General features: G+C 73.8%; 11 protein-coding genes. 6 read left to right on the forward strand and 5 right to left on the reverse strand.

Annotated features, from left to right (window positions below; genetic code table 11):
• Positions 1 to 30 precede the first annotated feature (30 nt).
• The 5 genes from ACLQ2N_RS23325 to ACLQ2N_RS23345 are packed head-to-tail and all read right to left on the reverse strand — an operon-like array spanning position 31 to position 4,189.
• Complete coding sequence (locus ACLQ2N_RS23325) at positions 31 to 1,326, reverse strand: cytochrome P450 (protein WP_425816058.1); 1,296 nt, start codon at positions 1,324 to 1,326, stop codon at positions 31 to 33.
• The gene (locus tag ACLQ2N_RS23330) at positions 1,323 to 1,970 is read right to left on the reverse strand and encodes a GTP-binding protein (protein WP_425816060.1); all 648 of its coding nucleotides are present in this window, start codon (positions 1,968 to 1,970) and stop codon (positions 1,323 to 1,325) included. The genes ACLQ2N_RS23325 and ACLQ2N_RS23330 overlap by 4 nt, the downstream gene beginning before the upstream one ends.
• Entirely contained in the window at positions 1,951 to 2,316 is a 366-nt protein-coding gene (locus ACLQ2N_RS23335; RefSeq protein WP_161211670.1) for a DUF742 domain-containing protein, read from the reverse strand. Before ACLQ2N_RS23335 ends, ACLQ2N_RS23330 begins: the two co-directional genes overlap by 20 nt.
• Positions 2,313 to 2,750, reverse strand: coding sequence for a roadblock/LC7 domain-containing protein (locus ACLQ2N_RS23340; RefSeq protein WP_425816062.1), 438 nt, complete (start codon positions 2,748 to 2,750; stop codon positions 2,313 to 2,315). The genes ACLQ2N_RS23335 and ACLQ2N_RS23340 overlap by 4 nt, the downstream gene beginning before the upstream one ends.
• The gene (locus ACLQ2N_RS23345; RefSeq protein ID WP_425816064.1) at positions 2,747 to 4,189 is read right to left on the reverse strand and encodes an ATP-binding protein; all 1,443 of its coding nucleotides are present in this window, start codon (positions 4,187 to 4,189) and stop codon (positions 2,747 to 2,749) included. The genes ACLQ2N_RS23340 and ACLQ2N_RS23345 overlap by 4 nt, the downstream gene beginning before the upstream one ends.
• Before the next feature lie 339 nt (positions 4,190 to 4,528).
• Between ACLQ2N_RS23345 and ACLQ2N_RS23350 the strand changes: the two genes are divergently transcribed.
• The 6 genes from ACLQ2N_RS23350 (at position 4,529) to ACLQ2N_RS23375 (ending at position 12,860) form a co-directional block, all read left to right on the forward strand.
• Entirely contained in the window at positions 4,529 to 5,482 is a 954-nt protein-coding gene (locus ACLQ2N_RS23350; protein ID WP_425816066.1) for an EamA family transporter, read from the forward strand.
• A gap of 119 nt (positions 5,483 to 5,601) precedes the next feature.
• Positions 5,602 to 6,396, forward strand: a complete 795-nt coding sequence (locus ACLQ2N_RS23355; protein WP_425816068.1) for a TIGR03084 family metal-binding protein — start codon at positions 5,602 to 5,604, stop codon at positions 6,394 to 6,396.
• Entirely contained in the window at positions 6,393 to 8,114 is a 1,722-nt protein-coding gene (locus tag ACLQ2N_RS23360) for an acyclic terpene utilization AtuA family protein (RefSeq protein ID WP_425816070.1), read from the forward strand. The genes ACLQ2N_RS23355 and ACLQ2N_RS23360 overlap by 4 nt, the downstream gene beginning before the upstream one ends.
• Positions 8,111 to 9,718: an acyl-CoA carboxylase subunit beta gene (locus tag ACLQ2N_RS23365; RefSeq protein WP_425816072.1), complete on the forward strand. Its 1,608-nt coding sequence runs from the start codon at positions 8,111 to 8,113 to the stop codon at positions 9,716 to 9,718. The genes ACLQ2N_RS23360 and ACLQ2N_RS23365 overlap by 4 nt, the downstream gene beginning before the upstream one ends.
• 11 nt (positions 9,719 to 9,729) lie before the next feature.
• Positions 9,730 to 11,697 (forward strand): acetyl/propionyl/methylcrotonyl-CoA carboxylase subunit alpha, encoded by a 1,968-nt coding sequence (locus ACLQ2N_RS23370; RefSeq protein ID WP_425816074.1) that lies wholly within the window; start codon positions 9,730 to 9,732, stop codon positions 11,695 to 11,697.
• Positions 11,694 to 12,860, forward strand: coding sequence for an acyl-CoA dehydrogenase family protein (locus tag ACLQ2N_RS23375; protein ID WP_425816076.1), 1,167 nt, complete (start codon positions 11,694 to 11,696; stop codon positions 12,858 to 12,860). Before ACLQ2N_RS23370 ends, ACLQ2N_RS23375 begins: the two co-directional genes overlap by 4 nt.
• Positions 12,861 to 12,874 lie beyond the last annotated feature (14 nt).

Below are 12,874 nucleotides of genomic sequence, written 5' to 3' on the forward strand. Positions count from 1 at the left end.
AGGCGCCGGGGCGTCCTCATCGCGGAGCGATTAGGGCGTTTCGGCAACGCGGCGAGGTGCCGTGCCAGGCGTCGCGGCCCCGGCCCTGACCGACGAGACACCCCCGAGAGCAGGGGTGGGCGTGAAGGTGACGGGCAGGTCGGTCAGGCCGCGCAGCCAGGGGGAGGGGCGCCGGGTCAGCTGCTCGGCGGGGACGGCGAGGTCGACGTCGGGCAGCCGGTCGAGGATGACCTCGATGGCCGTACGGGCGATGACCTCGGCGGTCTCCTGCGCCGGGAACGGGCAGCGGTGCTCGCCGTGGCTGAAGGAGAAGAACGCGTTGTTGCCGCCGGTGAGCGTGGAGCCGTCCGTACGGACCTGGGGGTCGGCGTTGGCCCCGGCGAGGGAGAGGACGAGCAGGTCGCCGGCCTTGATGTGGCGGCCGCCGAGGTGCGTGTCGCGGGCGGCCCAGCGGCCGGCGATGTTCTGGCTGGGGGTGTCCTCCCACAGCACCTCGTTCATGGCCTCGCCGACGCTGTGCCGGCCGCCGGAGAGCGAGGCGGCGAAGCGGTCGTCGGTGAGCATCAGCCGCAGCGAGTTGCCGATCCAGTCGGCGGTCGGCTGGTGCCCGGCCGCCATCATCACCATGAGGTCCCGGGCCACGTCCTCGTCCGTGAACCCGGCGGTGTTGGCGAGCATCCGGGACGCGACGTCGTCCCCGGGCTCGGCGCGCCGGTCGGCGAGCAGCGCGTACACGGAGCCGGCGATGTGCTTCTGGCCGGCGAGCGCGGTGGGCCCACCGTTGATCATGTCGTTCATCGCGGTGACGAGGGCGGGGCCCTCGTCGTCGGAGAAGCCGTACAGCTTCGCCAGTACGCGTACGGGGAGGAGCGTCGCGTACTCGGCGATGAGGTCCGCCGTGCCGGCCGCGCAGAACGCGTCGATCAGTTCGTCCGCGAACTCCTCGGTGCCCTTCTTGAGCTCGAAGGGGTTCGTGGCCTCCAGCGCCTCGCAGATCACGGCGGAGCGGCGGCTGTGGCGTTCGCCGACCGTGTAGAGGATCGACGGCTGGGTCCGGCTGATCATCGGCATCAGCGGCCAGTCCTCGGGGATCGCGTCCCACTGGTTCCACAGCTGCGAGTCGCGGGTGAAGAGGGCCGGGTCTCCGGTGACCTGGTGCAGCTCGCGGTAGCCGAGGACGAGCCAGGCAGGGACGTCGCCGGGCAGCACGATCGGGGCGACCGGGCCGTGGTCGCGCCGGATCTCCCGGTACAACCGCGCCGGATCGCCCTGGAAGCGGGGGCCGGACAGCGGCACGGCACCGGCCGTGTGGGGGCACTCGGTCACGGGGTGGGCTCCGGGGTCAGGGCGGGGGTGCCTCCGGCGGGCGCGGGGGTGTCCCCCGTACGGGCCGCCGAGAGCCGGTGCAGGTGCTCGACCAGGGTGATCAGCACGTACTTGCTGGAGGACCGGTCGCGCGCGTCGCACTCCACGAGCGGGACGTCCGGGGAGATGTCGAGCGCCTCCCGGATCTGCTGCTCGGTGTGGAGCGGGCCGCCGAAGTCGTTGCAGGCCACGATGAACGGCGTGCCGTGGTGCTCCAGCCGGTCGATCGCGTACCAGGAGTCGGCCAGGCGCCGGGTGTCGACCAGGACGACGGCGCCCAGGGTGCCGGAGAACAGCCGGTCCCACAGGAACCAGAAGCGCTCCTGGCCGGGCGCGCCGAACAGGTAGAGCACCGAGCGTTCGTCCAGGCTGATCCGGCCGAAGTCGAAGGCGACCGTGGTGGACGTCTTGGACCCGACGCCGTCGAGGTGGTCGACCGCCTCGCCCGCGCGGGTCATCGTCTCCTCCGTGTTGAGCGGACGGATCTCGCTGACGGATCGGACCATGGTGGTCTTGCCGACCCCGAAGCCGCCGACCACGACTATCTTCAGTCCGTTGTCGGCCGTCGCTCTCAGGGCGGCGCGGTCAGAGGTTGCGGAGTCCAACGAGCACCTGTTCCAGGATGTCGGGGGCGGGAAGCCGGTCCGATACGCGTGCGGTACGCGGGTGGCGGGCGCTGATCCGGCCGGTGTCGAGCAGATCGCAGAGCAGGATGCGCACGATGCTGACGGGTAGGTCGAGATCGGCGGCGATCTCCACGACCGCGGTGGGCCGTTCGCACATCCGCAGGATCGCCACGTGCTCCGACTGCATGCCGGGGGCCGGCTCGCACTCGGCGACCACCAGCGTGACCAGGTCGAAGGCGGCGGAGTCGGACCGGGTGCGGCCACCCGTGAGGGTGTACAGCCGGTCCGGCGCGTCGTCCCTGCCGGGCCGTGGGCGGGGTGTCATACGGCCGTGCCCCGGGCGGCGGCGACCGCGTCGGCGGGTTCGCGCGGCGGGGCGACCAGGTGCTCGCCCAGCTGCTCGACCAGCTCGCTCATGTTGTGGCCGACGAGGCCCACGTCCGCGCTCTCGGCGGCGACGACCGCGAGGTGGGCGCCGGCGCCCGCCTCCACGATGAACAGGATGCCGCCGTAGAACTCGGCCATGGCGGAGCGGACCCCGCCGCTGCCGTTGCCGAACTCCACGGACGCGCCGTGGGACAGGCTCTGGATGCCGGCCGAGATCGCGGCGAGCTGGTCGGCCTGGTCGACGGAGAGCTCGGGGGTACGGCACAGCTTGAGGCCGTCCCTCGACAGCACGAGGGCGTGCCGGGCGCCGGGGGTCCGTTCGAGGAGCCCCTCCAGCAGCCAGTTGAGCTTCTCGTCGGTGGTCGCGGTCATCGGGAGCTGTCCTCCGGGGGTGGGGAGTCGGGCCGTACGGCGTTGCGGAAGCTGCTGAAGCGGGCCGCCCGGGCTTTGGGGTCGGGGGTGGCGTCCGCCGTGCCGGCGTCCCGCGCGGGCTCGGCGGCGGCGGTGGCCCGGACCCTGGCCTCGGCGGCGGCCAGGGTGCGCCCGCGCGCACGCTTGGGCAGGCCGCTCTCGCCGAACTTCGGAAGATTGCCGGTGGTGTCCGAGGCGGAGTCGGAGCGCATGGGCTCCGGGGCGGTGGGCCTGGCGGCGGGGTCCGTCCCCAGGGTGTGGACGGGCTCGGGCTCGGCGGTCGCGGGTTCCGGGGCGGTCCGGGGCGTGGTGGCGCGGGTGACGATCTCCTGCGGGAGCATCATCAGCGCGCCCGTGCCGCCGCGCGCGGAGGGGCGGAACGAGACGGTCAGCCCGTGCTTGCGGGCCAGCCGGCCGACGACGGCGAGCCCGAGGCGGGTGCCGGTGAGGCCGGTGAGGCCGGTGTCGTCGGCGGCGACCGCGCGCTCCGCCCGGCGCAGCTGCACGTCGCTCATGACGAGGCCGCTGTCCTCCACGGTGACGACGATCCCGGCCGGGACCTCCTCCACGTACACGTGGACCTCGGCGGTGGGCGGCGAGAAGTTCGCCGCGTTGTCGAGGAGCTCGGCCAGGGCGTGCATGACGCCCTCGGCGGCGTGGCCGGTGACGGCGACGTCGCTGGTGGAGTGGAGCCGGACGCGCTGGTAGCCGCTGATCCGGCCCATCGCGCCGCGCAGCACGGACTCCATGACGATGGGCTTGGCCCAGCGCCGTCCGGAGCGGGCGCCGGTGAGCACGGCGATGGAGTCGGCGAGGCGGCCGGCCTGGGCGGTGCGGTGGTCCAGGTGGAGCAGGTCGGTGAGGACGTCCTCGGCGGTGTGCCGGTGCTCCATCTCGCGGAGGTCGGCGAGCATGCTCGTGGCCAGGGCCTGCATCCGGCCGGCCGCGTTGGCGCAGGCGGTGAGGGCCGCGGAGCGCTCGGTCTCGGCGCGGGAGGCGCGGGCCTTGAGCCGGGCGGTCTCGGCGGTGAGGCGGGCGGCGGCGGCCTCGGCCTCCTCCCTGGCCTTCGCCGTCTCGGCGGCGGCGGCCGCCGTGACGCGGGCGTTCTCCGCGGTGAACCTCTGGGCCTCGGCGGCGGAGGCCGAGACCAGACGGGAGACCTCCGCCGTGAACCGGCCGCTTTCGGCGGCGTGCGTCTCGCGGAGCCGGCGCACCGTGGCCCGGGCGTGGACGGCGGTGGTGACGGCGGCCACGAGCAGCACGGCGGCCCCGCCGGAGCCCCAGGCCACCGCGGTCCTGGCCGATTCGGGAGCGGCGAAGGTCGCCCACGCGCTCAGGGCTGCGGTGAGGGCCGCCGTGACCGTGAAGGCCAGTGCGGTCGGCCGGGTAGAGGGGCGCAAAGCGGAGTCCTTGGGGCGGACGGCGGCGGACGGGGCAGTTCGGACGAGCGTGGCACCGGAGACAAGCGGGACAACTGGAACAGCTGATTCATGAGTAAGTCCCCGTCACTATATGAGAATTGAGGAACCAGTTGGGAAGAACTTGTGGTGACCTCTGTTCTGTTTTTGTTTTCAACTTGTCAATTTCTGACCGTCTGCCGATAACCGCCCTTGCGGGGGACGTGCGCGGGGTTCGTACGGTGGGTGGGGGGCTGTGCCGGGAAAGTGCAGTACCGTACATGAGGCAGTGCAATGCAATGTACTGCCGATCTTCAGGACTCAGAAGGACAGGCCCCGAAAGTGAACGACCGGACCACCGCCGCAGAACCGGCCGCTGCCGCCGCCGTCGCCGTGCCGGAAGCGGTCGCCTCGCCGGGCCTCGGCGAGGGGAAGCCGGGCGGGGGGCGGCGGGCCGCGCTGGCCCCGGTCGCGCTGGTCGTCGCGGGCGGGCTGTCCGTGCAGTTCGGCGCCGCGGTCGCGGTGCTGCTGATGCCCCGGGCCGGGGCGCTCGGCGTCGTCACGCTGCGGCTGGCCGCCGCCGCGCTCGTCCTGCTCGTGGTCTGCCGGCCGAAGCTGCGCGGCCACTCACGGGCCGACTGGGGCACCGTGGTCGCCTTCGGCATCGCCATGGGCGCCATGAACGCGCTGTTCTACCAGGCCGTCGACCGCATCCCGCTCGGCGCCGCCGTCACCCTCGAAGTGCTCGGCCCGCTCGCCCTGTCCGTGATTGCCTCGCGCCGCCTGGTCAACGTCGTCTGGGCGGCCCTGGCCCTCGCCGGCGTCGCCCTGCTCAGCGGCGGCTTCGACCGGCTCGACCCGGCGGGCGCCGCCTACGCGCTGGGGGCCGGGGCGATGTGGGCGGCGTACATCGTCTTCAGCGCCCGCACCGGCCGCCGCTTCCCGCAGGCCGACGGCCTCGCCCTGGCCATGGTGGTCGCCGCCCTCCTCTCGCTCCCCCTCGGCATCATGGACGCGGGCTCCAAGCTCGTCGTCCCCACGACGCTCGGGCTCGGCGCGGCCGTCGCGGTGCTCAGCTCCGTACTCCCGTACACCCTGGAACTCATCGCCCTGCGCCGCCTGCCCGCGGCCACCTTCGCCATCCTGATGAGCCTGGAACCCGCGATCGCCGCCCTGGCCGGATTCCTCATCCTCCACCAGGCCCTGTCCGCCACGGACGCCCTCGCCATCGCGCTCGTCATCGGGGCGAGCATGGGGGCGGTACGGAGTCAGGTGCGGGGCGTCTCGAAGCGGTAGCGGTCGGGCCGGACCGGCCGGCCGCACGCGCGTGAAAAAATCATGCAAGCATGCTTGATTGTTTTGCGTCGCGCTGGCAGGCTCCCGGGCACGCCGTCACGCCCCGAGGGGAGCGCACCGTGTCCGATGCCTCAGCCGTGCTGGACGATCTGCGCAGCGAGAGCCAGGAGCTCGACCTGCTCGTCGCCGGGGCCACCGCGAGACAGTGGGCGGGGGCGACCCCGGCCGAGGGATGGACCCTCGCCCACCAGATCGCCCACCTGAGCTGGACCGACGACGTCGCGCTGATCTCCGTCACCGACCCCGGCCGCTTCGGGGACGAGGTGGCGAAGGCCATGGAGGACCCCGAGGGCTTCGTGGACCGGGCCGCCGACGAGGTCGTCGCCGCGTACCCGCCGGACGCGCTGCTCGTGCGCTGGAGGGAGGGCCGCGAGCGCTTGCAGGAGGCCCTGCGCGCGGCGCCCGCCGGAGCGAAGTTCCCCTGGTACGGGCCGCCGATGAGCGTCGCCTCCATGGCGACCGGGCGGCTCATGGAGACCTGGGCCCACGGCCAGGACGTCGCCGACGCCCTCGGGGCCACCCGCACCCCGACCGCCCGGCTGCGGCACGTGGCCCGCATCGGGGTCCGGGCCCGCGACTACGCCTTCTTCGTACGCGGGAAGCAGCCGCCCGCCGAGGAGTTCCGGGTGGAACTCGCCGCGCCCGGCGGTGAGCTGATCACGTACGGCCCCGAGGACGCCGGCCAGCGGGTCACCGGGCCGCTGCACGACTTCTGCCTGCTCGTCACGCAACGCGCCCACCGCGACGACCTGGCGGTGCGCGCGGACGGGGCGGACGCGGACGCCTGGCTGTCGATCGCGCAGGCGTTCGCGGGCCCCGCGGGGGCGGGGCGGGCGCCGAAGGGCGAGCGATGACCGAGCCCCGGCCCGCGCCCCTCGCACCCGCGCCCCTGCGCATCGGCAACGCCTCCGGGTTCTACGGCGACCGCTTCGACGCCCTGCGCGAAATGCTCACCGGCGGCCCGCTCGACGTCCTCACCGGGGACTACCTCGCCGAGCTGACCATGCTCATCCTCGGCCGCAGCCGCCTCAAGGACCCGGCGCGCGGCTACGCCTCCACGTTCCTGCGGCAGTTGGAGGACGGGCTCGGGCTCGCCCGCGAGCGCGGGGTGCGGATCGTCGCCAACGCGGGCGGCCTCAACCCGGCCGGGCTCGCCGACGCGGTCCGGGAGCTGGCCGGGAAGGTGGGCGTGCCGGTGCGGGTGGCGCATGTGGAGGGCGACGACCTTCCCGTACCGGACGGTTTCCTGACCGCCAACGCGTACCTTGGGGGAGCAGGCATCGCGGCGTGCCTGCGGGCCGGTGCCGAGGTCGTCGTCACCGGCCGGGTGACGGACGCCGCCCTCGTCACCGGCCCAGCCGCCGCCCACTTCGGCTGGGGGCCCGAGGACCACGACGCGCTCGCCGGGGCGGTCGTCGCCGGGCACGTCCTGGAGTGCGGGACGCAGGCCACGGGCGGCAACTACGCCTTCTTCCGCGACCACGACGTCCGCCGCCCCGGCTTCCCGGTCGCGGAGATCCACGCCGACGGCAGCTCCGTGATCACCAAGCACGACGGCACCGGGGGCGTCGTCGACCTCGGCACCGTCACCGCCCAGCTCCTGTACGAGACCGGCGGCGCCCGGTACGCCGGGCCCGACGTCACCGCCCGGCTCGACACCGTACGGCTGACGCAGGACGGGCCGGACCGGGTCAGGATCTCCGGCGTGCGCGGGGAGGCCCCGCCGCCCACGCTCAAGGCCGGGCTGACCCGGCTCGGCGGCTGGCGGGGCGAGGTCGTCTTCGTGCTCACCGGGCTCGACGTCGAGGCCAAGGCGGCGCTCGTCCGGGACCAGTTCGCGGACGCCTTCGCGCGCGCCGGGCGCCGGCCGCAGGAGGTCCGCTGGGAGCTGGCCCGCACGGACCGGGCCGACGCCGACACCGAGGAGACCGCGAGCGCCCTGCTCCGTCTGGTGGTCCGGGACCGCGAACAGGAGCCCGTGGGGCGCGCGTTGTCCGGTGCGGCGATCGAGCTGGCCCTCGGCAGCTATCCCGGTTTCCATGTCACCGCCCCGCCCGGGAAGGGCGCGCCGTACGGGGTGTTCGAGGCGCGGTACGTACCGGCCGGGGACGTGGAGCACATCGCCGTTCTGCCCGACGGGACGCGGCAGCCCGTCGCGCACCCGGCGCGGACGCAGGTGCTGCGGGACGTCGAACAGCCGCCCCTGCCCCCGCCGTTGGAGCCCGGGCCCACCCGCCGCGCCCCTCTCGGCCGCGTCGCCGGGGCCCGGAGCGGGGACAAGGGCGGGGACGCCAATGTCGGGGTGTGGGTCCGGGGCGAGGACGCGTGGCGGTGGCTGGTGCACGAGCTGACCGCCGACCGCTTCCGCGCGCTCCTCCCGGAGACCGCCGGGCTCACCGTCGTACGCCATGTCCTGCCCAACCTGCGGGCGTTGAACTTCACCGTGCACGGGCTGCTCGGCGAAGGCGTCGCCGCGCAGCACCGGTTCGACCCGCAGGCCAAGGCGCTGGGGGAGTGGCTGCGCGCCCGCCACCTGGAGATACCCGTGCCCCTTCTGGAGGTGCCCGCATGACCGTCCTGCCCACCGGGCTCGACACCGCGAGCCCCGACTACGCGGCCAACCGGGCCGCCATGCTCGCCAAGCTGGCCGAGCTGGAGGCCGCGCACGCCAAGGCGCTGGAGGGCGGTGGCGAGAAGTACGTCGAGCGGCACCGGGGGCGCGGCAAGCTGCTCGCCCGCGAGCGCGTCGAACTCCTCGTGGACCCGGACACGCCGTTCCTGGAGCTGTCTCCGCTGGCGGCCTGGGGCAGCGAGGCCACCGGGTACACAGTCGGCGCCTCGCTCGTCACCGGGATCGGGGTGGTGGCGGGCGTGGAGTGCCTGATCACCGCCAACGACCCGACCGTACGCGGTGGAGCGTCGAACCCGTGGACGCTGAAGAAGGCCCTGCGCGCGAACGAGATCGCGTTCGCCAACCGGCTCCCGGTCATCAGCCTGGTCGAGTCCGGCGGTGCGGACCTGCCGTCGCAGAAGGAGATATTCATCCCCGGAGGCGCGCTCTTCCGCGACCTCACGCGGCTCTCCGCCGCTGGAATCCCCACCGTGGCCGTCGTCTTCGGCAACTCGACCGCCGGAGGCGCGTACGTCCCCGGCATGTCCGACCACACGGTCATGATCCAGGAACGCTCGAAGGTCTTCCTCGGCGGACCGCCCCTCGTGAAGATGGCGACCGGCGAGGAGAGCGACGACGAATCGCTCGGCGGCGCCTCGATGCACGCCCGTACGTCGGGGCTGGCCGACCACTTCGCCGTGGACGAGCACGACGCCCTGCGCCGGGCCCGCCGCATCGTCGCCCGCCTCAACTGGCGCAAGGCACACGCCGATCCGGGCCCCGCAGAGCCGCCCGCGTACGACGAGGACGAGCTGATCGGCATCGTGCCCGGCGATCTGAAGGTGCCGTTCGACCCGCGCGAGGTGATCGCCCGGCTGGTCGACGGCTCGGACTTCGACGCGTTCAAACCGCTGTACGGGACGAGCCTGGTCACCGGCTGGGCCGCTCTGCACGGCTACCCGGTCGGCATCCTCGCCAACGCGCAGGGCGTGCTGTTCAGCGAGGAGTCGCAGAAGGCCGCGCAGTTCATCCAGCTCGCCAACCAGCGCGACATCCCGCTCCTCTTCCTCCACAACACCACCGGTTACATGGTCGGCAAGGAGTACGAGCAGGGCGGCATCATCAAGCACGGCGCGATGATGATCAACGCCGTCTCGAACTCGAAGGTCCCGCACCTGTCGGTCCTGATGGGCGCCTCGTACGGCGCCGGGCACTACGGGATGTGCGGCAGGGCGTACGACCCGCGCTTCCTCTTCGCCTGGCCGAGCAGCAAGTCCGCCGTCATGGGTCCGCAGCAGCTGGCCGGGGTGCTCTCCCTCGTCGCGCGCGCCTCGGCCGCCGCGAAGGGCCGCCCGTACGACGACGAGGCGGACGCCGCCCTGCGCGCGATGGTCGAGCAGCAGATCGAGTCCGAGTCGCTGCCGATGTTCCTGTCCGGGCGGCTGTACGACGACGGGGTCATCGACCCGCGCGACACCCGGACCGTGCTCGGCCTGTGCCTGTCCGCCATCCACACCGCACCGGTCGAGGGCGCCCGGGGCGGCTTCGGCGTCTTCCGGATGTGAGGGAGATCCCCATGATCACCAGCCTGCTCGTCGCCAACCGGGGCGAGATCGCGTGCCGGATCTTCCGCACCTGCCGGGCCCTCGGCATCGCCACCGTCGCCGTGTATGCGGACGCGGACGCCGGCGCCCTGCACGTCCGGGAGGCCGACACCGCCGTACGGCTGCCGGGTGCGGCCCCCGCCGATACGTATCTGCGCGGCGACCTCGTCGTGGCCGCCGCGCTCGCGGCCGGGGCGGACGCCGTGCACCCCGGCTACGGGTTCCTCTCCGAGAACGCCGGATTCGCCGCAGCCGTGCAGGAGGCCGGGCTGCGGTGGATCGGGCCGCCCGTCCAGGCGATCGAGCTGATGGCGTCGAAGACCCGGGCCAAGGAGCTGATGGCCGCCGCCGGGGTGCCGCTCCTCGCGCCGGTGGACCCGGCCGCCGCGACCGCCGAGGACCTGCCGCTGCTGCTGAAGGCGGCGGCCGGCGGCGGGGGGCGCGGGATGCGGGTCGTGCGGGAACTGGCGGACCTGCCTGGCGAGTTGACCGCCGCCGGGGCCGAGGCGCTGTCCGCGTTCGGGGACGGCGAGGTGTTCGCCGAGCCGTACGTGGAGCGCGGCCGGCACGTCGAGGTGCAGGTGATGGCCGACGAGCACGACGGGGTGTGGGCGCTGGGGACCCGCGACTGCTCGCTCCAGCGCCGGCACCAGAAGGTCATCGAGGAGGCGCCGGCGCCGGGCCTGCCGGACGGGCTGCGCGAGCGGCTGCACGAGGCGGCGGTGGCCGCCGCCCGGGCCGTGGGGTACCGGGGCGCGGGGACCGTGGAGTTCCTGGTCGCTCCCGGCGGGCGGCCGTACTTCCTGGAGATGAACACGCGCCTTCAGGTGGAGCACCCGGTGACCGAGGAGGTGTTCGGGCTCGACCTCGTCGCGCTCCAGCTCCGGATCGCGGAGGGCGAGCCGCTGCCCGCCTCCGGGCCGCCGTCGCCGGCCGGGCACGCCGTGGAGGCCCGGCTGTACGCGGAGGACCCGGCGCGGGACTGGCAGCCGCAGACCGGAGCACTGCTCTCGCTGGACGTGCCGGAGGAGCCGGGGGTGCGGCTGGACACGGGGTACACCGGCGGCGACACGATCGGCGTGCACTACGACCCGATGATCGCCAAGGTGATCGCCCGGGCTCCGACCAGGGCCGAGGCGGTGCGGCTCCTCGCCCGTGCGCTGGAGCGGGCGCGCGTCCACGGGCCGGTGACCAACCGGGACCTGCTCGTCCGGTCCTTGCGGCACCCGGATTTCGTGGGCGGGCGGCTGGACACGGGGTTCTACGACCGGCACCTTCCGGCGCTGACGGCCGCGCGGGACGAGGCTTCCGCCCGGCTCGCGGCCACCGCCGCCGCCGTGGCCGAGGCGGCGCGGAACGCCACCTCCACCACCAGGGGCGGCTTCACCCGCTTCGGCGCCTGGCGCAACCTCCCCTCGCAACCCCAGCTCCGGCGCTACCGCAGCGAACCGGACGGGGCCGACCACGACATCACGTACCGCCCGACCCGGGGCGGCGGCCTGACCGTCGGCGACATCGGCACCGACGGCGTCCGCGTCGTGTCGGCGGGCCGGGCCCGCGTCACGCTCGAACACGCCGGCGTGACCCGGCACTTCGACGTCCTCCCGGCTGACGGCAAGGTGTACGTGGACACCGCCTCCGGCGCGTACACCTTCACCGCCCTGCCCCGCTTCACCGACCCCGCCGACCGCACCGAGCCCGGCTCGCTGCTCGCCCCCATGCCCGGCACGGTGGTCCGCCTCGCGGACGGCCTCGCGGAGGGGGCCGCCGTCGAGGCCGGGCAGCCGCTGATCTGGCTGGAGGCGATGAAGATGGAGCACCGCATCCTCGCCCCCGCCTCCGGCACGCTCACCGCCCTGCACGCCGCGCCTGGCCTCCAGGTGGAGGTCGGCGCCCTGCTCGCCGTAGTCACCGACCCCGCTGAGGAGCAGCCCGCATGAGCACGAGCACCGTCCTCGAAACCGAAGAGCACCAGGCCCTGCGCGCCGCCGTCGCCGCCCTCGGGAAGCGCTACGGGCGCGCGTACACGCAGTCCCTCGTCAGCGAGGGCGGCCATCCCCGCGAGCTGTGGGCGGAGGCCGCGAAGGCGGGCTTCCTCGGCGTGAACCTCCCCGAGGAGTACGGGGGCGGCGGTGCCGGCATGGCGGAACTCTCCATCGTGCTGGAGGAGCTGGGCGCCTCCGGTTCCCCGCTCCTGATGATGATCGTGTCGCCCGCGATCTGCGGCACGGTGATATCCCGCTTCGGCACGGAGGAGCAGAAGCGGCAGTGGCTCCCGGGCCTCGCCGACGGCTCCCTCACCATGGCGTTCGGCATCACCGAGCCGGACGCCGGCTCCAACTCGCACCGCATCACGACCACGGCGCGCCGGGACGGCGGGGACTGGCTGCTCACCGGTCGCAAGGTCTTCGTCTCGGGCGTCGACATCGCGGACGCCACGCTGATCGTCGGCCGCACGGAGGACGCGAGGACCGGCAGGCTCAAGGCGTGCCTGTTCATCGTCCCGCGCGAGACGCCCGGCTTCCAGCGGAACCGGATCGACATGGAGGTCCACGCGCCGGAGAAGCAGTTCGAACTCGTCCTGGACGACGTGCGGCTGCCGGCGGAGGCGCTGGTCGGGGACGAGGACGCGGGGCTGCTCCAGCTCTTCGCCGGGCTCAACCCGGAGCGCATCATGACGGCGGCCTTCGGTATCGGGATGGGTCGTTACGCGCTCGGCCGGGCGGTCGAGTACGCGAAGACGCGCCAGGTGTGGAAGGAGCCCATCGGCGCCCACCAGGCCATCGCCCACCCGCTGGCCCAGGCCCACATCGAACTCGAACTGGCCCGCCTGATGATGCAGAAGGCCGCCCGGCTGTACGACGCGGGCGACGACGTCGGCGCGGGCGAGGCGGCGAACATGGCGAAGTACGCGGCGGGCGAGGCGTGCGTGAAGGCGGTGGACCAGGCGGTGCACACGCTGGGCGGCAACGGGCTGACGCGCGAGTACGGCCTGGCCTCGCTGATCACGGGGGCACGGGTGGCCCGGATCGCGCCGGTCAGCAGGGAAATGATCCTGAACTACATATCCCACCAGACCCTGGGTCTCCCCAAGTCGTACTGAGGGGCGCCACAGTC

It is taken from the genome of Streptomyces sp. DT224 (assembly GCF_049844595.1).
Lineage (GTDB): Bacteria > Actinomycetota > Actinomycetes > Streptomycetales > Streptomycetaceae > Streptomyces.